The following is a 20117-nucleotide window of genomic DNA, read 5'->3' as shown; positions in this document are numbered from 1 at the left end:
CCGTGAGCTCGACCCAGCGCCCGCGCGCCTTCCGCATCCCCAGCGCCGATGCGCCCCCGGCCGTCGAGGGAATCCCTTCGATGCCGGCCGCCCCGACCGGCGTCCGCATCGTCGAGGATCCAGTCGAGATCCTCGACGCCGCCGACGGCACGCCCGTGCCGGTGGCGAAGTCGCGCGGCGTGCCTTGGGGCGGCCTGCTGCTGTCGGCCGCGGGCGGCCTCGTCTCCCTCGGGGTCGGCTTGTCGGTCGAGCGGCTGATCGCCGATCTGTTCCAGGCGGCGCCCTGGCTCGGCGGCGTCGCGCTCGCGCTCCTGGCGCTCGCCGGCCTCGCTCTCCTGGCGATCATCGTGCGCGAGGTGCGCGGGCTGTGGCGGGAGCGCAAGATCGAGCACCTGCGCCAGGCCGCCGTCGCGGCGATCGCGACCCGCGATCACAGTGCGGCGCAGGGGGTGGTTCGGGATCTCGCCGCCTTCTATGCGGATCGAACGGCGTTGGCGGCGGGCCGGCAGCGGCTCGAGGCTTCCGCCGACGCGATCCTCGACGTCGACGATCGCATCGGCCTCGCCGAGCACGAGCTGTTGAGCCCGCTGGACCGGCAGGCGCGCAATGCCATCGCCACCGCTGCCAAGCAGGTCTCGGGCGTGACCGCGCTCAGCCCGCGGGCGATCGTGGACGTGGCGTTCGTGATCTATTCCGCCGTGCGGCTGCTGCGCCGGATCGCGGCGATCTACGGCGGACGCCCGGGCTTCCTCGGCTTCCTGCGCCTGGCCAGAGCCGCCTTCGCCCACCTGACCGTCACCGGCGGAATGGCGGTCGGCGAGAGCATGATTCAGCAGGTGCTCGGCCTCGGCATCGCGGCGCGGGTCTCGGCCAAGCTCGGCGAGGGCGTGCTCAACGGCCTGATGACCGCGCGCTTCGGCCTCGCGGCCCTCGCGGTCTGCCGCCCGCTGCCGTTCGTGCGCGAGGCTCCGCCGCGCCTGTCGGACGTCGCCGGCGAGCTTCTCCGCCCGGCCGAGCCGGAGCCGAAGCCGTGACGCTCAGGACTGCGCGCGCTTCTGCACCGCCTCGGCGTTGCGGCGGTTGGCGATGCGGGTGAACATGTTGCCGGTGTAGTCGGCGACCTTCGGCTTCTCGACGGCCACGAGCTGGGCCTCGAACGCCTCGATGCGCTTGAGCAGCGCGGCGTCGCCGAAGATCGAGCTGTTGAAGGAGGTGTGGGCGCGCTCGCCCAGCGCCGTCTGCACGGCGTCCAGTCGGACCAGAAGCTCTTTTCGCGTCACGTCGATCTCCCGCGGGCCGGATCGCCCGTGATCCGGCATCCATCAGCGCGGGCTTGGGTAAACGAGAGGTTAACCGCCGGGCGCGATCGAGCCGACGGGCTCAAAGATCCTTCATGAACCCGGCCAGCCGCATCAGCCCCTCGGGCCACGGCCCATGGCCGCTCGCGACGTTGACGTGGCCGGATTCGCCGGCGTCGACCAGGGCCGATCCCCAGGCCGCGGCGAAATCCTCCGCGCGCTCGTAGCGGCAGTACGGATCGGTTCGGCTCGCCACCAAGAGCGACGGGAACGGCAGCGGCGCGCGCGGCAGCGGCGCGAAGGCGCGCACGCTGTCGGGCAGGTTCGGCGTCTCCTCGACATCCGGCAGCGCCACGAACAGCGCCCCGACGACGCGTCCTTCGGCAAGCTTCGGCACCGCCTCGACGCAGGCGACGACGCCGAGGCTGTGGGCGATGAGGATGACGGGCCGTATCGCGGCCGCGACCGCCTCGACGACGCGGCCGCACCAGGCCTCGGGCTCGGGCGCATGCCAGGACTGCTGCTCGACCACGCGGGCGGTCGACATGCGGCCGGCCCAGCGCGCCTGCCAGTGGCCCTCTTCCGAGCCGCCCAGGCCCGGAACGATCAGGATGTCGCAATCGGCGGTCTTCATGGTCGCGTGCCTACCGTCTCTCGGCGCGAGGGTCGAGAACGAAGAAAGGCGGCACCTCGCGGTGCCGCCTCTCGGATCGGGTCGATCGCGCCGGCTCAGAGCCGGTGCGCGGTACGGTCTTCGCCCTCATACGTGGGCTCGGTCTTGAGGCCGGCCTTCTGCGCCGCGGTCTGGATGTTGTCCGGGTCAAGGGCGGTCTCGACGAACTCGCGGCCACGGCTGGTGAACTCGCGGGCGTAGCGCAGGCCCTGGTCGCGGACCTCGTCGGCATAGGGACCGATGTTGCGGTCCTCCTGGCGCGTACGCGGGAGCAACGCGCCGAGAAGCAGGCCCGCGGCGACGCCGACGACGCCGACCAGCAGCGGGTTCTCGGTCACGAACTGCTCGACGGCGGTGCGACCGCGATCGAGCCGGTCGCTGCCGCGCACCACCGCGTCGTCGATCCGGCGCATGTGGTCGCGATGGACGCCGGAGACCCAGTTGCGGGCCTCGTCGGCCGCACCGCCGAGGCGATCGCGGACGTCGTCGGCCAAGTCGGCAGCACGATCGCGCGTGCGATCGGCGAAGTCCGCGGCCCGATCCGCCGCATCGCCCGCCGCCGCGCGAGCCTGACCGGCGACGCTGCCGACATCGGGTCCGGGACCGGCCTGATGATCGTGCGGCGACGCGTCGGGCCGTCCGATCGGATCGCGGAGGCCCGTGGGATCCGCCCGCAGGGTGTGGTCGGCCGCCTTCGCATGCGGGTCGAGGTGGACCGGGTCCAGGCCGGCGGCGTGCAGGCCCTGGTCGACCTTCGCGGCGGCGGCCCGGGCGAGGTCGTCCGGCAGGTGGTTGTCGGTCGTGGCCGACTTGCTCGTATCGCTCATGGCGTGATCCTTCAGAACTCGTACGCGGCTGGCAATGTCCGCAGGTGGCGGCCCGTCAGGCGCGGGTTTCGTCCATCAGCGAGGGTTTCGGCTGGCGGGTGGGCAGATCCGGATCGTAGACCCGGGCCGCCCCGTCATTGAGCACCGGGACGCGCTCGGCCGAAGCCTGCGTCCGGCGGCGCGTCGCGTCCTGGGACATCCGATGCAGCAGCCAGCCGACGCCGGCGGCGATCAGCAGGACGGGAACCGGATTGCGGCGGACCGCCTCGAGCGCTCCGTCGTAGGCACCGCTGACGGCGGGTGCGCGGCGGGCGTTGCCGAGCATCTCGTCGACGAGGCTGGACACCGAGAGGCGGCCCTGGATGCGGTCGATGGTCTCGTCGAGGCGCGCGCGGCTCTCCTCGATGTCCCGCTCCATCTCGTTCATCGAACTCATCCGGACACTCTCTCGGAAAGGGCGCGGGCGTCCTGGCGGACCTGCCGGCCGGTACGGGTGGGCGTGAGCGTCGAGAACGACAGGGCGCTGCGTCCCCACAGCGCCATCCCGATCGCGACGACCAGGAGGACGCCGCCGACGATGAGGGCCGAGAGCCATTCCGAGCCGACGATCGTCGCCAGCCACTTCACGAAGGCGCCGATCAGCACGAGCAGGGCGACGACGGAGAAGACGGCCGAAGCCATGAGACAGACGATGCCGATGATCAGCGAGCGGACGTTCCGCGCCATCTCGGCGCGGAACAGGGCGATCTCCTTGCGGGCGAGGTCGTTGGTCTCGCGCAGCGCGTCGCCGATGAGGCTCTGGATGCTGCCGGCGGGCGATGCACCGGAGGAGCCGGGGGGTGGGGTCTGCGATCCGGTCGACATGGCCGGGCCGCTCACGCGCGGAAGCTGTCGCGGGCGTCGCCTTCCGGCGGCAGGCTCGACGACTTGATGAAGCGCGCGGCGATGAAGCCGGCGACGAACGTTCCGACCGCGACCGCAACCGGTGCACGGCGGGCGAAGGCCTCGGCCTCGCCGTAGAAGTCGGCAAAGCTGCGCGACTCGATCGAGCCGCCGAGCTGGCTCAGGCCGTCAGCGGCGCTGTCGAAGAACGCCTTGATGTTCGGGCGATCCTCGAAGTCCTTGCTCGAATCGCGCAGGGTCTTGGCGAGATCGTGGACGGACTGCGCGGCGTCGTTCTTGCGGCCCTCGACGAAGGTCTGCGCCTGAACCCGAGCTGCATCCATCAGGCCGCGCCCGCGCTCGGCCGCGACGTCGGCCAACCCCTCGACGTCGCCCTTCAGGCCGCGCCACTCCGCTTGCTCGCTGGCTGCGGCCTTGGCCGGATCGGGGTGGGGGATCTCGGACGCGGCCATGAGGGGACTCCTTCGAACACGGGGTCTTAGCGGGGCGATGTTCGCCTGAGTAACATCGTCCACGTCCGGGGGTTCCGGGGACGACGGCACATCCGCGGCTCAGCCTCCGTTCAGGGGCGATCGGCCAAGGTTCGCTCCTGCCTCCGCCGCCCCGCGCGGCGGGGACGGATGCGGGGACAGGCCCCGGATTTCGTCGTGACGGCCGCAAACGATCGCTTGACCCGCGGCAGTCATTCGCGCTTGGCTAACGCTACGGATCGCGCCGACCTCTCGCGCGTTCACGATGGCAAGAAACGTTGACGTTGCGCGTTCCACGCCGGCGCGCTTGAGGATCCGGAGCCCACCTGAGTGGCACGCCTTGTGATCGTATCGAACCGCGTTGCGGTTCCGGAAGAAGGCGGCAAGGCGGTCGCCGCCGGCGGCCTCGCCGTCGCCGTGAAGGAGGCCTTCACCGCCTACGAAGGTCTCTGGTTCGGATGGAGCGGCAACATCAGCGAGGAGCCCTCCGAGGAACCGACGCTGATCGATCGGGACCGCGTCCAGTACGCCGTGGTCGACCTCTCGCCGCAGGATCACAAGGAATACTACGCCGGCTTCGCCAACCGGGCGCTGTGGCCGATCATGCATTACCGGCTCGGTCTCGGGGCGTTCTCGCGCTCGGACTATGCCGGCTATTGCCGCGTCAACCGCATCTTTGCGCGGGCGCTCGCCAAGCTCGTCGAGCCCGACGACATCATCTGGGTCCACGACTACCACCTGCTGCCGATGGCCGCCGAGCTTCGCGGCCTCGGCCTCGCCAACCCGATCGGCTACTTCCACCACATCCCGTGGCCGGCCGCCGACGTGTTCAACACGCTGCCGGCGAGCAACGACCTGCTCCGCGCCATCGCCGACTACGACCTGATCGGCCTGCAGACCGACCCGGACGTGCAGAACCTGTCCCGCAACCTGATCGACACCCTGCGGGCGATCCCGCTCGGCGGCGGCTCGCTGATGGTCGACGGGCGCCGGACCCGGATCCGCAGCTTCCCGATCGGCATCGACGTCGCCGGCTTCAAGGACGCGGCGGAGAAGGCGGGCTCGAACAAGGTGGTGCGCGAGACGATGGCGGGCCTGCGCACCCGCAAGCTGCTGATCGGCGTCGACCGGCTCGACTATTCCAAGGGCGTGCCCGAGCGGATGGAGGCGGTGGAGCGCTTCTTCGCCTCGAACCCCGACCAGCGCGGCAACGTCACCTACATCCAGATCACGCCGAAGTCCCGCAGCGAGGTGCCGGAATACGAGCAGCTCTCGCGCACCGTCAACGAGACGGTCGGCGAGATCAACGGCGCGCTCGGCGACCCGGCCTGGACGCCGATCCAGTACGTCACCAAGGCCTATCCGCGGCCGGTTCTGGCCGGGCTGTATCGCGCCGCCCGCGTCGGCCTCGTGACGCCGATGCGCGACGGCATGAATCTCGTGGCGAAGGAATACGTCGTCGCCCAGAGCGAGGACGATCCCGGCGTGCTCGTGCTCTCGAAATTCGCCGGTGCGGCACGGCAATTGCCCGAAGCGCTGATGGTGAACCCCTACGACCGCTTCGAGGTCGCGGAGGCGATCCGGACGGCCCTGTACATGCCGCGCAGCGAGCGCCTGGAGCGCTGGAAACCGATGGTCGAGCGCATGACCCGCGAGGATGTCGATTGGTGGGCGCGCAATTTCCTCTCGGAGCTCGAGAACTTCCGCACCGTCGAGCGCGAGCCGCCGACGACGGCCGCCGCGGCGGAGTGATCTCGGGGCGGACGTCGTCGTTCTCCACGCCCCATGCGGCCCGGTGGCTTGATCCGGGATCGCGGATGCGTCCACACCGGCTCCGGGCCGGGGGGACCATCCAGTGTCGCAATCACGCATGATCGCCGTCGACGACGGCGTGCCGGCGCCTCTTGGCGCCCATTTCGACGGGCGCGGCGTCAACTTCGCGCTCTTCTCCGAGCACGCGACGGCGGTCGATCTCTGCCTGTTCGAGCCGGGCGAGCGCCACGAGAGCCGCACGATCCGCCTGCCCTGCCGCAGCGACGACATCTGGCACGGCTACCTCCGCGGCGTCCTGCCGGGCCAGCTCTACGGCTACCGGGTGCACGGGCCGTGGGAGCCGGCGCGCGGCCACCGCTTCAATCCGTCGAAGCTCGTCCTCGACCCTTATGCCCGCGAGATCCGCGGACGGATCCGCTGGCACGACGCCCTGTACGGTCACCGCCGCGGGTTGCAACGCGAGGATCAGATCGACCGGCGCGACAGCGCGGTCTACATGCCGAAATCGGTCGTCACCGCGCCGGAGGTTCCGAACCTCGCGCTGCAGCCGATCCGCCGCCCGCTCTCCGAGACGGTGATCTACGAGGCGCACGTCAAGGCGCTGACGATGACCCATCCGGCCGTGCCGGAGGCCGAGCGCGGCACCTACGCGGCGCTGGCCCATCCGGCGATCGTCGAGCACCTGTGGAAGCTCGGCGTCACCGCGCTCGAGCTGCTGCCGATCCAGGCCTTCGCCGACGATCGCTTCCTGGTCGACAAGGGGCTGGTGAACTTCTGGGGCTACTCGCCGCTCGGCTATTTCGCGCCCGATCCGCGCTATCTCGGCGACGGCGGCCTCGGCGGCCTGAAGGCGGCGATCCGCGAGCTGAACGCCGCCGGCATCGAGACGATCCTCGACGTGGTCTACAACCACACCGCCGAAGCCGGCCATACCGGGCCGACCTTGTCGTTCCGTGGCATCGACAACGCCAGCTACTACAAGCTCGACCCCGACAATCCCCGCCGCGACGTCGATTGCACCGGCTGCGGCAACACCCTGGACGTCGCCCACCCGCGGGTGATGCAGATGGTGCTGGATTCGTTGCGCCACTGGGCGACCGCCTACGGCATCGCCGGCTTCCGCTTCGACCTCGCCACCAGCCTTGGCCGGGCGCCCTCCGCATTCTCGGCCGAGGCCGCATTCTTCCAGGCGGTGGCGCAGGATCCGGTGCTGGCGCGGGTGAAGATGATCGCCGAACCCTGGGACCTCGGCGAGAACGGCTATCGCCTCGGCGGATATCCGCGCGGCTGGAGCGAGTGGAACGACCAGTTCCGCGACGCCGCCCGCGGCTTCTGGCGCGGCGATGCCGGCCAGCTGGCCAAGCTGACCCAGGGGCTGACCGGCTCGCGCGAGGTGTTCGCGCCGTCGGGCCGCTCGCCGCTCGCCAGCATCAACTTCGCTGCGACCCATGACGGCTACACGCTCGCCGACGTGGTCGCCTACGAGGAGAAGCACAACGCCGAGAACGGCGAGGACAACCGCGACGGCCACGGCCACAACGTCTCGCGCAACTACGGCGTCGAGGGGCCGACCGACGACCCGGCGATCCTCGCCACCCGCGCCCGCCAGAAGCGCAACCTGCTCGCCACCGTGATGCTGGCGCAGGGCGTGCCGATGCTGCTGATGGGCGACGAGCGCTCGCGCACGCAGCGCGGCAACAACAACGCCTATTGCCAGGACAACCCGACGAGCTGGATGGACTGGTCGACCGATCCCGACCCGGATCTCGGCGCCTTCGTCTCGAACCTCACGCGCCTGCGTCGGGAAAGGCCGGCCCTTCGCCGTCGACAGTTCTTCGACGGCACGCCGATCGCCCCCGGGAGCACCCTGCGCGACGTGCATTGGCTTTCGCCCTGCGGCGCGGAGATGAATTCCGACGCCTGGGCCGACGAGAGCCGTCGCGCCTTCGGGATGCAGATCGGCAACGACCTCGATCACGGCCGCATCCTGATCCTGATCAATGCCGATCCCGAGCCCTGTGACTTCCGCCTCGCCGCGGTGATCGGCGGCCCGTGGCAGACGGTCCTCGATACCACCGCCGCGACCGGCGCGGTCGCACCGGACGCCGCCGCGCACGCGGCGGACGCGATCGTGCCGCTGCCCGGCCGCGCGATCCTGGTGCTGGCCGAGGCCGATGCCCGACCCGCGCGAGCGTCGGGCCGCTTCGTCAGCGCCTGAGCGGCCGCCGAAACCGAATCGCAACGCTTTGCAAACCATCCTGCCGCCCGGGCGAGACGCGGGTGGAAGCGGCATGGGCGGGCAGGACCGGGGCGGGCAGGACCGGGAGATCGCCGCCGACGCGGCGGCAGGCACGATCGACGTCTCGATCGTGATGCCGTGCCTCGACGAGGTGCGTGCCCTGCCGACCGCGATCGCCAGCGCGCGCGCCGCCCTCGAAACCCTCGCCGCCGAAGGCTTGGCCGGGGAGATCGTCATCGCCGACAACGGCAGTACCGACGGCAGCCAGGCTATGGCCGAAAGCCTCGGCGCGCGGGTGGTGCCGGTCGCGGAGCGCGGCTACGGCGCGGCCCTCGCCGGCGGCTTCCAGGCGGCGCGCGGGCGCTACCTGGTGATGGGCGACGCCGACGGCTCCTACGATTTCCGCGACTCCGTCGCGATGGTCGGGGCTCTGCAGGGAGGCGCCGACCTGTGCATGGGCTCGCGCTTCCGCGGCGGGATCGCGCCCGGCGCGATGCCGTGGAAGAACCACTACATCGGCAACCCGGTGCTCACCGGCATCCTCAACCTGCTGTTCCGCACCGGCGTCGACGACGCGCATTGCGGCCTGCGGGCGCTGACCAAGGGCTGCGTCAAGCGTTTGGCGCTGCGCGGCAGCGGCATGGAGTTCGCCAGCGAGATGGTGATCAAGGCGGCGCTGAAGGGCGAGCGCATCGCCGAGGTGCCGGCCACGCTCTCGCGCGACGTGCGCGGCCGCCCGCCGCACCTGCGCCCCTGGCGCGACGGCTGGCGCCACCTGCGCTACCTGCTGATGCTGAGCCCGACCTGGGCGTTCGCGGTCCCGGCAGGCGTGATGGGCGGCGCGGGCCTGCTCATCCTGCTGGCCGCTGGGATCAGCCTGTTCGTCGCGGAGCCGACCCAGATCCTGTTCGGCAACTACTGGGTCATCCTCGCCGGCGCCCTCGTCGGCCTCGGCCATAGCACGGCGCTGCTGGCCGCGGCCACGCACCTCTACGGGGTGCGCGCCGGGTATCGCCGGCCAGCGGCTTCGCTCGTTCGGTGGTCGCGCTGGGTGTCCCTCGAGACGATGCTCGCCGGGGGCACCGCCTGCTTCGCTGCGGGGCTGGCAGTCCTTCTCGGCGTCGTCGGCTATTGGTCACACAACGGCTACGGCCCAATCGGAACGATGCTGCCCGCCGTCGTCGGCACCTCGCTGCTGGTCGTCGGAACGCAGACCGGGCTCGGTGGCTTCCTCCTCGCCGTCATCGGTGGCAACGAGGCGGCGTTTCTCGCTCGTGACAAGTCTTCCAACTTGATCGAAGGCGCCTCGAACGAGGTTGATCCCGATCGGATCGGCAAGCGTAGCTCGCGCCGTGCGGCTTAGGCGCGTGGCGGCCGCTCAGACAAAGCGGCACGTGTGCCTCGTCTACGATTGCCTCTACCCGCACACGATCGGCGGCGCCGAGCGCTGGTACCGCAATCTCGGCGACGCTCTGGCGGCGGCGGGGCACCGCGTCACCTATCTCACGCTGCGTCAATGGCCCGAGGGGGAGACTGCGCAGGTCCCGAACGTGGACGTCGTTGCGGTCGGCCCGCGGATGGCTCTCTACGGGGCCGGAGGCAACCGCAGGGTATTGCCGCCCATCGTCTTCGGCCTCGGCGTTTTATGGCATCTGCTCCGCCACGGGCGACGCTACGACGCGATCCATACCGCGTCTTTCCCGTATTTCTCCTTACTCGCCATCGGCCTCCTGCAGCCGATCCATCATTATCGCGTATCGGTGGATTGGTTCGAATTCTGGTCGTTCTCCTATTGGACGCGCTACCTCGGCCGGCTGGGCGGTCGCATCGGGTGGCTCGTTCAGGGACTCTGCCTGCGCTTGCCCCAGAATGCCTTCTGCTTCTCCATCCTCGTCGCGCGACGCCTGACGGCGCAGGGGCTGCGGGCTCGGCCGGAGATCCTTCGTGGGCTCTGCGCGCAGTTGCCGACGTCTCGGGAGCCGTCCCGCGCGGATCCCGTCGTCCTGTTCGCTGGCCGCCATATTCCTGAGAAGCGGGCTGCCGCGATCGTCCCGGCGCTCGCCCTGGCCGTCGCGGAGCGGCCGGACCTGCGTGCCCTCATCCTCGGCGACGGACCGGCACGGGGCGAGGTGCTCGACGCTGTCGATCGGGAGGGTCTCGGGGATCGCATCGACGTGCCGGGCTTCGTGTCCGCCGAGACGATGACCGAACATCTCGCGCGCGCGCTCTGCCTCATTCATCCGTCCGAGCGGGAGGGATACGGCCTCGTAGTGGTCGAGGCAGCCGCCCTCGGCACGCCGAGCATCCTCGTCCGGGGAGCGGACAACGCTGCGACGGAACTGGTGGAGGATGGCGTCAACGGGTTCGTCGCCGATAGCGCATCGCCCGAAGCCTTGGCCGAGGCGATCCTGCGCGTCGCGGCGGCCGGTCATACGCTTCGCTTGTCAACGGCCGCCTGGTTCGGGTGCCACGCGTCCAGCCTGTCGCTGGCATCGTCCCTCGATCGGGTGGTCGCTTCCTACCGTGCGGACCCGGCCGGGTAGATCCGACCTGTTATGCCCGCGTTCCGAAGACGAGAAGGCATGCCGCTGCATCGGGAGCGAGCGGCTGGTCACGCGGCGGCGCGAGATCGATGCCGAAGGCCGCAATATTGCCGAGGAGGCTCGCGATCGGGGCCGGCCACTGGCGGGGTCGTGTCGGGTCACGCAGTCCAAGGTCGCGCTGGATCTCGATCGGCCGGCTACGTTCGCCCAGAATCGTATAGAGCAGGCCACCGGTCATCCGCGACAGGTTCTCCCAGCGTCGGACCTGCCGGCCCTCGAGATACGTCTCGCAAGCTTCCACATCGAGGCCGTGGGCCGAGCACGTTTTCGTCCAAGCCGGCCCATCCAGATAACTTCGGTGCGCGATCCGCCGGTCGAGGGTCGCCAGATAGGTTTCGCGATCCGCACCGGGAAGCACGCTCCCGGCGAGAAGGTCGCGAAAGGCCGGAGCCGGCACCGTGAATAAGAAGCGTCCCTTGGGTTTCAGGACACGCGCGATCTCGGCCAAGGCTGCATCGAGGTCGTCGACGTGTTCCAGCACCGAGTTCGAGAGGGCGAAGTCAAGGCTGCCGTCCGGCTCCGGAACCGATCCGTCAGGGCTGTGGTGCAGTCGTTCGTAGAACGGGAATCGCCGTGCGGCGGCGATCTCCAGCGGATCGATATCGATGCCGATCAGGGGCCGCGAGCCGGCATGTCGAAGCAAGATGTCCGTCAGAATGCCGTCGCCGCATCCGAAGTCCAGGCCTGTCCCCTCGGGCAGGCCGTGCCGAACAAGGGCGCCGATCTCGATCGCACGCCAGAACGCGGTCGCCGGCTGTGCGGGGTAGGCCGCCATGAAGTCGCGAAGGAGCGTGCGTTCGATCACGGGATGGGCAACTCCGAAGGGAACCGGGAATTAGGTCACCTTGGTTAACGATCCCGCCCGAAACGGCGTAAGGGGCTTTCCCGGGGGGCCGTCGCCTTGACGACCGGCGGCACTCGGAACGCGAGCCGGCGCCTGCCTCGCGCCTTTAGGGGACGGGCACGGCAGCCACCGAGCAGGGTATGGCCGGGACCGCGGGCGCCGTAAGTTCCTGCGCGAGGGCGATGCCGAACCGAGCGCCTTCGGTCTGTCCGAACAGCGCGATCGTCCGAGTGGCGCAGAGTTCGGCGAGCTTCTCCGTCGACAGCCGGCGCAGGAGAAGCACGGTCGGGCGTTCACGCAGGTACGGGTCGTTGCGGACGAGATCCATGCCGTAGACGAGGTTCGCATCGTCGACGAGGACGATGTCGGCCGGCGACCGGGCGATGGCCTCGACGGCTTTCGCATAGGGTGCGGCGAAGCGGTTCGCTTCGAGGGCGCGGCCGGGCACCAGGATCAGCACGGCAGCGATCCAGCCGAGGCCGAGGATGGCGGCGGCCACGCTTCGCCGGTGCGGGGCCGGTGTCCCGGTGATGCGGATCCACCCGTGGGCCGCGAGCAGGCTCGCATTGCCGATCAGCCCGTGGAGGTAGCGGTAGCCCCATCCGTGCCCCTGGTAGGGAAGCAGGACGAACATCGCTCCGACCGTGATGAAGAGGCCCGCCGCGAGCGGGCGGGCGAGACCTTCGCCGCGACGGATCGCCGGCCAGGCCAAAGCGGTCAGCGGCAGGAGGAGCGGGCTCTGCCATGCGGCGAAGCGGACGACGTTCATCGCCATGGTCTCCAGGCCGCGCCACTCGAAATCCCGCAGCAGCATGGCGACGCGCTCGACCATGAAGCCGCCGCCGACCGCCTCGCCCTGCCCGGCGTAGCCCGTCGCGACCAGGAGGCCGTGCCAGTACAGCGTCCAGAAGGCCCCGATGGCGGCATAGGCGGCGAGATAGAGGGCGGCGAGGCGCCAGCGCCGGCCGGTGATGAGCCCGACCAGGAACGGCAGCGCGAAGAGCGGATGGAAGATCACCTGATGCAGGCCGCAGGCGAGGAATCCGGTCGCGATCGCGCCGCCATGCCCGAGGCGTCCGCCGCGCAGGAAGAGCTGCAGCCAGACGAGGTTGAGCGCCAGATGCGCGGTCATCGCGTAGGGCGTCATTGCCGCTATGAGCACCTGCGGGCTCGTGGCCAGCATCAAGACCGCGACGAGGGCGGCGTCCGGCCGATCGGGCCACAGGCGGCGTGCGATCCCGGCGAGCGCGAGAACGGCGACCGCGAGGAGAACCGGGCCGGTGAGCGTCGGCGATGCGAACAGGGCGAAGGACGCGCGGAAAACCGCGTTGACCGGCAGGTAGGCGGAGACCCAGGCCGCATCATTCGGCACCGGCAGCACGAAGCTCGTCGCCAGCGCCGGCACGCTGTGCCGCCATTCCGGCGCGATCGGCGCGATCGGGTGCCCGCCGAGGAACACCTTCGCATCGAAGTCGGCCATCACCTCGTCGTAGGACAACGGAACGCCGTGGAACACGACGAACGTTCCGATTAGCGTAACGAGCACGACGAGGAACGCGACGATCCCGATGCTGCGTGCCGGCGCCTGCGCGAGGCGCACCCAGCGCCCGAGGCCTTCCGGGATCGTGACGGTCGCCCCCAGCGCGAGGATGAAGGCGATGCCGGTGAGCCACAACGCGTCGGTGACGAAAAAGTAGTTGGTGATCGTCGGCGGGAGCGCGAGAACCTGCGGCAGGCCGAGCGCGGCCGCCAGCATCACGGCCGTACAAGCGAGGAGGGCGCGCCGAAGCGGGTCCGATCCCGCGATCCGGTCGCGCAGCGACGTCGACGGCGCTTGCGCTGGTTTCACGTCCCGACCTCGATCCCTCGTCGCCGTATCAGGATCGCAGGCGAGGCTTGCGATCCCGTGAAGCGTCGTCGGCCGGCGCGGTCGGCGGCGGGGCGTGTCAGTGATCGTGGCTGCAGCCGGGGCCATGCACGTGGGGCGCGTGATCGTGGGGCGCGGGATCGTGCGCGTGGTGATCGTGGCCACGATCGTCCGCGTGCGTGTGGTCGTGGCCATGGTCGCGATCGGCGTGGGCCGCGTGATCGTGGTGATCATGCGAATGGTCGTGGCCGCAGGTGCTGTGGTCATGCGCCATGCGCTCGGGCCGGAAGGCGCGGTCGACCGGGCTCGCGGTGCAGCCCTGGCCGCGGACGAGCTCGGCCGTGGCCGGCGAGGCCGGGACGTGGAGCACCTCGGCGCCGATCTCGGCCGGGACGTGATTGCCGCCGAGCTGCCAGGCGAGGCGGATCAGGCGGGCCGGATTCTCGGCGCGGATCTCCAGCAGCGCCTCCGGGGCGGCCTTGACCGCGACCAGGCGGCCGTCGTCGAGGCGCAGGGCGTCGCCGTCCTCGAGCCCGGCGGCCTTGGTCAGGGCGAGGTCGATGTGCAGGCCGCCGGCGCTGTGGAGGTGTCCGTGCTGCGCCTGGCGCCCGGCATGATCGAGGCTGATCGTGTCGACGACCGCGTCGGGGCGGACCGCGGCCTTGCGGACGATCGTGGTGGCTCTCGGCATGGCACCCTCTCTCAGGCGGTGATCGGAAGGAACGAGGCTCGGGCCTCGCGGAACCCGCATCCGCAGGCTCTTACCCCGCACGATGCGCCGTGCCGAGGCCCATTCGCGCGCGGCCGGCCACGGGAACCGCGGCGCGGCCAGTCATCGCGGTCGCCGGCACGAGGTCGGGCCGAGCCCAGCTTTCCGGTGCCCGTCGCCGATCTCGACGGAACCTTGGCCGTGGCAAGTGCATTTCATGGCCGATAAGGCTAAGCTCGGACCGCACTATCACCACGGCGAAATGCCGGACCGGATGCACAAGGGAGTCACGGACTCATGAAGAAGCTCATCGCCGTCGCCCTCGCAGGCACCCTCGCCCTCTCGGTCGGCGCCTGCAACACGCCGCAGGACCGCGCCCTCGGCGGCGCCGGTCTCGGCGCCCTCGCCGGTGCCGCGATCGGCGGCGCGAGCGGCGCCATCGTCGGCGCCTCCACCGCGCCGCGCTGCCCCTACGGCACCTACCGCGACGCCTACGGCGACGTGTACTGCCGCTGAGGCCCCGCCGCCGACCGAACGTCGAAGGGCCGGAGCCGAGCGCTCCGGCCCTTTCTTCGTTTCAGGTCTGGGCCGGAGCCGAGCGCTCCGGCCCTTCCGCGTTTCCGGTCGAGCCTGTATCCCCGGCGGCTTGTCGTCGCCGGATCCCGTCAGGGTCCCCGGCGGCACCGCGAAGAGGCTTGCCGGTGACCGTTCCGCATCTCCGAAACATCCCCGCCGGGTCCCGATGAGCTCGGGGATCTGGGGCAAGATCGGCGGGGCCGGGATCGGCCTCGCCATCGGCGGCCCGCTCGGCGGGCTCGTCGGCGGCCTCGCCGGCCATTACCTCGTCGACCGCGAGGGTGCGCTGTTCGGGCCGATGCCGCGCGACGTGGTCTTCACCACCGGCCTCGTCGCGCTCGCCGCCAAGATGGCGAAGTCCGACGGCGTGGTGACCCCGTCCGAGGTCGAGGCCTTCGGCAAGGTCGTGCAGGTCGGCGAGGCGGAGCGCGCCCGCGTCACCCGGCTGTTCGACCTCGCGAAGCGGACGACCAACGGCTACGAGGCCTATGCGCGGCAGCTCGCCAACGCCTTCCACGACGAGCCGTCGCTGCTCGAGGACGTCCTCGACGGCCTGTTCCACATCGCCACCGCCGACGGCGCGATCCATCAGGCGGAGGAGGCCTATCTCCGCGCGGTGGCCGAGATCTTCGGGTTCGACGACGCCGCGTTCCGCCGCATCGCCGCCCGGCACGTGCGGCTGGCCGACGACCCCTACCTCGTCCTCGGGCTCGAGCACGGCGCCGACCCGGCTGCGGTGAAGGCGCGCCACCGCCAGCTCGTCGCCGAGAACCACCCCGACCGCGCCATCGCCCGCGGCCTGCCGCCCGAGGCGGTGGCGATCGCCACCAAGCGCCTCGCCGCGATCAACGCGGCCCACGACAGGATCCTCGCGGAAGGCGCCGCCGCGGTGGAGGGCGGTTCGCCATGACACCGGACAGTCCGCTCGCCACCCGCATCCAGCCCTCGCCGAACCACGCCGAGCGCCTCGGCCCGCGGCCGGACATGCTGATCCTGCACTACACCGGCATGACGAGCGCGGCCGCCGCTATGCAGCGGCTCGCCGACCCGATCGCCGAGGTCTCGGCCCATTACGTCGTGCTGGAGGACGGCGCGATCTGGCAGATGGTGCCGGAGAGCCGCCGGGCCTGGCATGCGGGGCGGGCGTCCTGGCGCGGCGAGCGCGACGTGAACTCTCGCTCGCTCGGCATCGAGATCGTCCATCCCGGCCATGCCGGCGGCCTGCCGCCCTACCCGGAGGCGCAGATCGCCGCCGTGACAGCGCTCGCGCGCGACATCGTCTCGCGCTGGGCGATCCCGGCCGACCGGGTGCTGGCGCATTCCGACGTCGCGCCCGGCCGCAAGGAGGATCCGGGCGAGACTTTCCCTTGGGGCCGGCTCGCGGCGGACGGCGTCGGCCATCACGTGCCGGAAGTGCCGATGCGCGACGGGCGCTTCTTCGCCGAAGGCGATGCCGGGCAGCCGATCGAGGCGCTGCAGGCGATGCTCGCGCTCTACGGCTACGAGCAGCCGGTGACGGGCACATTCGATCGCCACATGCGGGACGTCGTCACCGCGTTCCAGCGCCATTTCCGTCAGGCGCGGGTCGACGGCATCGCCGACGCCTCCACCATCACCACCCTGCGCGACCTGATCGCGTCGCGGCCAAGCTGAGACGGCCGTCAGGGCGCGATCGCCGGATCGCCTCCCTCCCATGTCGGCCGGACTCGCGTTGCCGGCCGCCCTCGCCGCCCCGGCCTCGGCCCAGAATGCGGGCGGGACGGCGTCGATGAGTTCGGCTGCGCCCGCTGCGACCCGTCCGAACCTGCCGGATCTCGGCCGGCCGCTCCAAATCACACGGGTCGTGTCGGAGGGGCGCGTGCCATTCCTCGAGTCGGCTGATGCGGACCCCACCTGCCCGAGCCTCGCGCCCGCCTGCCGCGACATGGTTTGCGGCAGCATGAACGTCAGCTTCAGCGGCGTCTACCGCCGGGGCGGCTGACCCTCGGGCTCAGGCCCGGCCGTGGAGCTCGGCTTCGCGCGCATCCGCATGCGCCTCGCCCCGTGTGCGCCACAGGCTGTAGAGGATGCCGATCGTCAGCAGCACCACGGTCACCGCCAGCGACACCCACGGCGGCACGTGGACGAGGCCGAAGGTGTCGGCGACGACGATCTTCGTGCCGATGAAGATCAGGATGAAGGCGAGCGCCGTCTTGAGGTAGGCGAAGCGATCGACCATCGCCGCCAGCGCGAAGTAGAGCGCGCGAAGGCCGAGAATCGCGAAGATGTTCGAGGTGTAGACCACGAAGGTGTCGGTCGTGATCGCGAAGATCGCCGGCACGCTGTCGACCGCGAAGATCACGTCGGCGCCGTTCACCAGCACCAGGGCGAGCGCCAACGGAGTGAGCCACAGGGCGGTTTTGCCGGTCCTGGCATCGGTCTTCCGCACCAGGAAATGCTGGCCGTGAAGCTCGGGCGTGATCCGCAGCTTCGCCCTGAGCCACCGCACGGCGGCGTGATCCTGGAAGTCGCCGGCGTCCTCCTCCTTGGAGAACAGCATCTTCAGGCCGGCATAGATCAGGAAGGCGGCAAACAGCGACAGCACCCAGGCGGCCTGATGCACCAGGGCGGCGCCGAGCCCGATCATCAGCCCGCGCAGCAGCACCGCGGCGAGGATGCCCCAGACCAGCACCCTGTGCTGGGCGGCGAGCGGGATGCCGAGCGCCGACAGGATGACCGCGATGACGAAGACGTTGTCCATCGACAGCGACTTCTCGACCACGAGCCCGGTGACGTATTCCTGGGCGGGCTGCGCGCCGAGGTAACACCAGATCCAGCCGCCGAAGGCGAGGCCGAGGCTGAAGTAGAAGGCGGTGAGGAGAAGGCTCTCCTTGACGCCGATCTCGTGCTCCTTGTCGCGATGGAGCAGGCCGAGATCGAAGGCGAGCAGGGCGGCGACAAGGGCGTGGAACCCGAGCCACATCCAGATCGGCTTGCCGAGCCACTCGACGTACAGGAAATCGACCATGAGCGGGACCGTGATGCTTCTTTTGCAAGGAAAGCATCGGCTCCGACATCACGGAAGCATCTTGAGAGAGCATCCCGCCAGAGGGGCCCGCAGCCGATGAGCGGCAGTTAAAGACCCGAACGCGGCGAATCAAGGGCGGGCTCGAGCGATGCCGGTCCATGCAGGCATGCCTTGACAGCGGGGACGATCGGACGCCTTCCGCTGCGATGGACATGCGAGACGACGACGTGGCGCAGGACGACGCCTCCCCGAACGAGGTCGCGGTCGTCGGCGGCGGCCCCGCCGGGCTGGCGGCGGCCGAGGTGCTGGCCGCGGCCGGGCACCGGGTCGCGATCTACGACCGGATGCCGTCGGTCGGCCGGAAATTCCTGCTCGCCGGCCGCGGGGGCCTGAACCTGACCCACAGCGAGCCCGTCCCGGACTTCCTGCGGCGCTACCACCCGTCTGGCAGCCTGGCCGGGGCGATCGCGGCGTTCCCGCCGGATGCGTTGCGGGCCTGGTGCGATGGCTTGGGGGAGCCGACCTTCGTCGGATCGAGCGGGCGGGTGTTCCCGAAGGCGTTCAAGGCCTCGCCCCTTCTGCGGGCCTGGCTGCGCCGCCTCGAGGGCGCGGGCGTCGGTATCCGCACCCGGCACCGGCTCGTGGCCGTCGAGGACGGCACCCTGGTGTTCGAGACGCCGGAGGGGAAGAGCTGGACGAGGCCGAAGGCGGTGCTGCTGGCGCTCGGCGGCGCGAGCTGGCCCCGCCTCGGCTCTGACGGAGCCTGGGTGCCGATGCTGGCGAATCTCGGCGTCGCCGTCGCGCCCCTGCGCCCGGCCAATGCGGGCTTCGCGGTGGCGTGGTCGGACCATTTCCGCGAGCGCTTCGCCGGGCAGCCCCTGAAGCGGATCGGGTTGACCGCCGACGGCGTGATCGTGCGGGGGGAGGCGCTGATCACCGCCGACGGCATCGAGGGCGGTGCGATCTACGCGGTGTCGCGGGCCCTGCGCGCGATGATCGAGCGCCAGGACAGGAGCGGGAAGGACGCGGGAGGCAAGGGCGCCGCCCGCCTCGTGCTCGACCTGCGTCCCGACCTCAGCACGAGCGCCCTCGCTGACCGGCTGTCAGACCCGCGGCCCGGCGAATCGATGGCGACCCGCCTGCGCAAGGGGGCCGGCCTGTCGCCGGCGGCGGCAGGGGTGCTGCGCGAGGCTGCGGGCGTCGCGCTGCCGGCCGACCCGGATGCGCTCGCCGGGCTGATCAAGGCCGCACCGTTGCGCCTGCACGCGATGGCTCCGATCGAGCGTGCGATCTCAACCGCCGGCGGTGTCGGCTTCGACGGGCTCGATGCGGGCTTCATGGTTCGGAAGCGGCCGGGCCTGTTCGTGGCCGGCGAGATGCTCGACTGGGAGGCGCCCACCGGCGGCTACCTGCTCCAGGGCGCGATCAGCAGCGGTCGGGCGGCGGCGGCCGGGATGGCGGCGTGGCTTGCCGGACGAGAGGACGTGAGCGCCGCATGATCCCCTGGGAGAACCTCGACACCGCTTCGATCCCCGGCGACGGCGGCACCCTGCGGCTGCGGCGGCGGGGCACCGAGTACGCGATCATGCTCGGCCAGAACGAGCTGATGAACAGCCGGCTCAGCGGCTCGGAGGAGGCGCTGGCGACCCTGGCCTGCGGCAGGATCGCATCGCGCAGGGCGCCGCACGTGCTGATCGGCGGGCTCGGCATGGGCTTCACCCTGCGCGCCGCGCTCGGTGCGCTGCCTCCCGGAGCGGCGGTGACGGTGGCCGAGCTCGTGCCCGCTGTGGCCGCCTGGGCGCGCGGACCCCTCGCCGGCGTGTTCGACGGCATCCTCGACGATCCCCGCGTAACCTTGCGCGAGGTGGACGTGGCGGGCGCGATCGGCGAGCGTCCGGCCGCCTGGGACGCGATCCTGCTCGACGTCGACAACGGGCCGGACGGCCTGACGCGGGCCTCCAACGACCGGCTCTACGATCCGGCCGGCCTCGGCGCCGCTTATGCCGCCCTGCGTCCGGGCGGGATCCTCGCGGTCTGGTCCGCGGGGCCGGACCGCAGCTTCGGCCGCCGCCTGCACGATGCGGGCTTGAGCGTCGAGGAGGTCGCCACCCGCGCCAACGGCCGAAAGGGTGGCGCCCGCCACGTGATCTGGCTCGCCGTACGTTCCGGCCGTGGCTGAGGCCCGGATGGCTCCTTCCCCTCCGCGACCGACCGGACGGTTCGAAGCGCGGGTCCCATCTCCCATAAGGAGAAGGACAGGTTGAGGGGCGTGAGCTTTGCGGAGAAGTCACGCCCCTCACCCCGCCCCTCTGGAAGAGGGAGCGCGCC

Annotated in this window: 21 protein-coding genes; 11 read left to right on the top strand and 10 right to left on the bottom strand. The window is 70.9% G+C overall.

Annotated features, from left to right (window positions below; genetic code table 11):
• Positions 1-2: 2 nt before the first annotated feature.
• The gene (locus MKK60_RS06440) at positions 3-1034 is read left to right on the top strand and encodes a YcjF family protein (protein ID WP_243984487.1); all 1032 of its coding nucleotides are present in this window, start codon (positions 3-5) and stop codon (positions 1032-1034) included.
• Positions 1035-1037: 3 nt separating this feature from the next.
• Here the strand turns inward: MKK60_RS06440 and MKK60_RS06435 are convergent, their stop codons facing one another.
• The 6 genes from MKK60_RS06435 to MKK60_RS06410 all read right to left on the bottom strand — a co-directional run bounded on the left by MKK60_RS06435 (position 1038) and on the right by MKK60_RS06410 (position 4153).
• Positions 1038-1280 carry a hypothetical protein gene (locus MKK60_RS06435; RefSeq protein ID WP_147841068.1) on the bottom strand — a complete coding sequence of 81 codons (243 nt, stop codon included), beginning with the start codon at positions 1278-1280 and terminating at the stop codon, positions 1038-1040.
• A gap of 100 nt (positions 1281-1380) precedes the next feature.
• Complete coding sequence (locus MKK60_RS06430) at positions 1381-1932, bottom strand: RBBP9/YdeN family alpha/beta hydrolase (protein WP_147727462.1); 552 nt, start codon at positions 1930-1932, stop codon at positions 1381-1383.
• Between the two features lie 95 nt (positions 1933-2027).
• Positions 2028-2798 (bottom strand): hypothetical protein, encoded by a 771-nt coding sequence (locus tag MKK60_RS06425; RefSeq protein WP_243984484.1) that lies wholly within the window; start codon positions 2796-2798, stop codon positions 2028-2030.
• A gap of 55 nt (positions 2799-2853) precedes the next feature.
• Entirely contained in the window at positions 2854-3234 is a 381-nt protein-coding gene (locus MKK60_RS06420; protein ID WP_405043539.1) for a DUF3618 domain-containing protein, read from the bottom strand.
• Positions 3231-3662: a phage holin family protein gene (locus MKK60_RS06415; protein WP_147727465.1), complete on the bottom strand. Its 432-nt coding sequence runs from the start codon at positions 3660-3662 to the stop codon at positions 3231-3233. Before MKK60_RS06415 ends, MKK60_RS06420 begins: the two co-directional genes overlap by 4 nt.
• Positions 3663-3673: 11 nt before the next feature.
• On the bottom strand, positions 3674-4153 hold the full coding sequence (locus MKK60_RS06410; protein ID WP_147841071.1) for a hypothetical protein: 480 nt from the start codon (positions 4151-4153) through the stop codon (positions 3674-3676).
• A gap of 348 nt (positions 4154-4501) precedes the next feature.
• On the opposite strand from MKK60_RS06410, the gene MKK60_RS06405 reads away from it, so the two are divergent.
• The 4 genes from MKK60_RS06405 to MKK60_RS06390 all read left to right on the top strand — a co-directional run bounded on the left by MKK60_RS06405 (position 4502) and on the right by MKK60_RS06390 (position 10726).
• Positions 4502-5923, top strand: coding sequence for a trehalose-6-phosphate synthase (locus MKK60_RS06405; RefSeq protein ID WP_147858801.1), 1422 nt, complete (start codon positions 4502-4504; stop codon positions 5921-5923).
• Between the two features lie 118 nt (positions 5924-6041).
• Entirely contained in the window at positions 6042-8162 is a 2121-nt protein-coding gene (gene glgX / locus MKK60_RS06400; RefSeq protein WP_243984481.1) for a glycogen debranching protein GlgX, read from the top strand.
• A gap of 73 nt (positions 8163-8235) precedes the next feature.
• On the top strand, positions 8236-9546 hold the full coding sequence (locus MKK60_RS06395) for a glycosyltransferase family 2 protein (RefSeq protein WP_243984478.1): 1311 nt from the start codon (positions 8236-8238) through the stop codon (positions 9544-9546).
• Between the two features lie 31 nt (positions 9547-9577).
• Positions 9578-10726 carry a glycosyltransferase family 4 protein gene (locus tag MKK60_RS06390; RefSeq protein ID WP_243984476.1) on the top strand — a complete coding sequence of 383 codons (1149 nt, stop codon included), beginning with the start codon at positions 9578-9580 and terminating at the stop codon, positions 10724-10726.
• A 10-nt stretch (positions 10727-10736) separates the two neighbouring features.
• On the opposite strand, the gene MKK60_RS06385 is transcribed toward MKK60_RS06390, so the two are convergent.
• From MKK60_RS06385 to MKK60_RS06375, 3 genes are all read right to left on the bottom strand, one after another.
• A complete protein-coding gene (locus MKK60_RS06385) occupies positions 10737-11591 on the bottom strand; it encodes a class I SAM-dependent methyltransferase (RefSeq protein WP_243984474.1) in 855 nt (284 codons plus the stop codon).
• A 145-nt stretch (positions 11592-11736) separates the two neighbouring features.
• Complete coding sequence (locus tag MKK60_RS06380; protein ID WP_243984472.1) at positions 11737-13479, bottom strand: hypothetical protein; 1743 nt, start codon at positions 13477-13479, stop codon at positions 11737-11739.
• 97 nt (positions 13480-13576) lie between these two features.
• Positions 13577-14188: an urease accessory protein UreE gene (locus tag MKK60_RS06375; RefSeq protein WP_147728379.1), complete on the bottom strand. Its 612-nt coding sequence runs from the start codon at positions 14186-14188 to the stop codon at positions 13577-13579.
• Between the two features lie 315 nt (positions 14189-14503).
• Here MKK60_RS06375 and MKK60_RS06370 point away from each other — a divergent pair, with 315 nt between their 5' ends.
• The 4 genes from MKK60_RS06370 to MKK60_RS06355 all read left to right on the top strand — a co-directional run bounded on the left by MKK60_RS06370 (position 14504) and on the right by MKK60_RS06355 (position 16763).
• Positions 14504-14722, top strand: coding sequence for a hypothetical protein (locus tag MKK60_RS06370; protein ID WP_243934587.1), 219 nt, complete (start codon positions 14504-14506; stop codon positions 14720-14722).
• Between the two features lie 226 nt (positions 14723-14948).
• Entirely contained in the window at positions 14949-15692 is a 744-nt protein-coding gene (locus MKK60_RS06365; protein ID WP_243984470.1) for a J domain-containing protein, read from the top strand.
• A complete protein-coding gene (locus MKK60_RS06360; RefSeq protein WP_243984468.1) occupies positions 15689-16435 on the top strand; it encodes an N-acetylmuramoyl-L-alanine amidase in 747 nt (248 codons plus the stop codon). The genes MKK60_RS06365 and MKK60_RS06360 overlap by 4 nt, the downstream gene beginning before the upstream one ends.
• 40 nt (positions 16436-16475) lie before the next feature.
• On the top strand, positions 16476-16763 hold the full coding sequence (locus MKK60_RS06355) for a hypothetical protein (RefSeq protein ID WP_243984466.1): 288 nt from the start codon (positions 16476-16478) through the stop codon (positions 16761-16763).
• Positions 16764-16772: 9 nt separating this feature from the next.
• On the opposite strand, the gene MKK60_RS06350 is transcribed toward MKK60_RS06355, so the two are convergent.
• Complete coding sequence (locus MKK60_RS06350) at positions 16773-17789, bottom strand: TerC family protein (RefSeq protein ID WP_243984464.1); 1017 nt, start codon at positions 17787-17789, stop codon at positions 16773-16775.
• Between the two features lie 212 nt (positions 17790-18001).
• Here MKK60_RS06350 and MKK60_RS06345 point away from each other — a divergent pair, with 212 nt between their 5' ends.
• Both MKK60_RS06345 and MKK60_RS06340 read left to right on the top strand, forming a co-directional pair.
• Positions 18002-19288, top strand: a complete 1287-nt coding sequence (locus MKK60_RS06345; protein ID WP_243984461.1) for a TIGR03862 family flavoprotein — start codon at positions 18002-18004, stop codon at positions 19286-19288.
• The gene (locus tag MKK60_RS06340) at positions 19285-19968 is read left to right on the top strand and encodes a spermidine synthase (protein ID WP_243984458.1); all 684 of its coding nucleotides are present in this window, start codon (positions 19285-19287) and stop codon (positions 19966-19968) included. The genes MKK60_RS06345 and MKK60_RS06340 overlap by 4 nt, the downstream gene beginning before the upstream one ends.
• Positions 19969-20117 lie beyond the last annotated feature (149 nt).

Origin of the sequence: Methylobacterium sp. J-092, from assembly GCF_022829325.1 — a bacterium.
Taxonomy (GTDB): domain Bacteria; phylum Pseudomonadota; class Alphaproteobacteria; order Rhizobiales; family Beijerinckiaceae; genus Methylobacterium.
The sequence above is the reverse complement of the archived record's forward strand: the minus strand, read 5'-3'. Positions and strand labels throughout refer to the sequence as shown.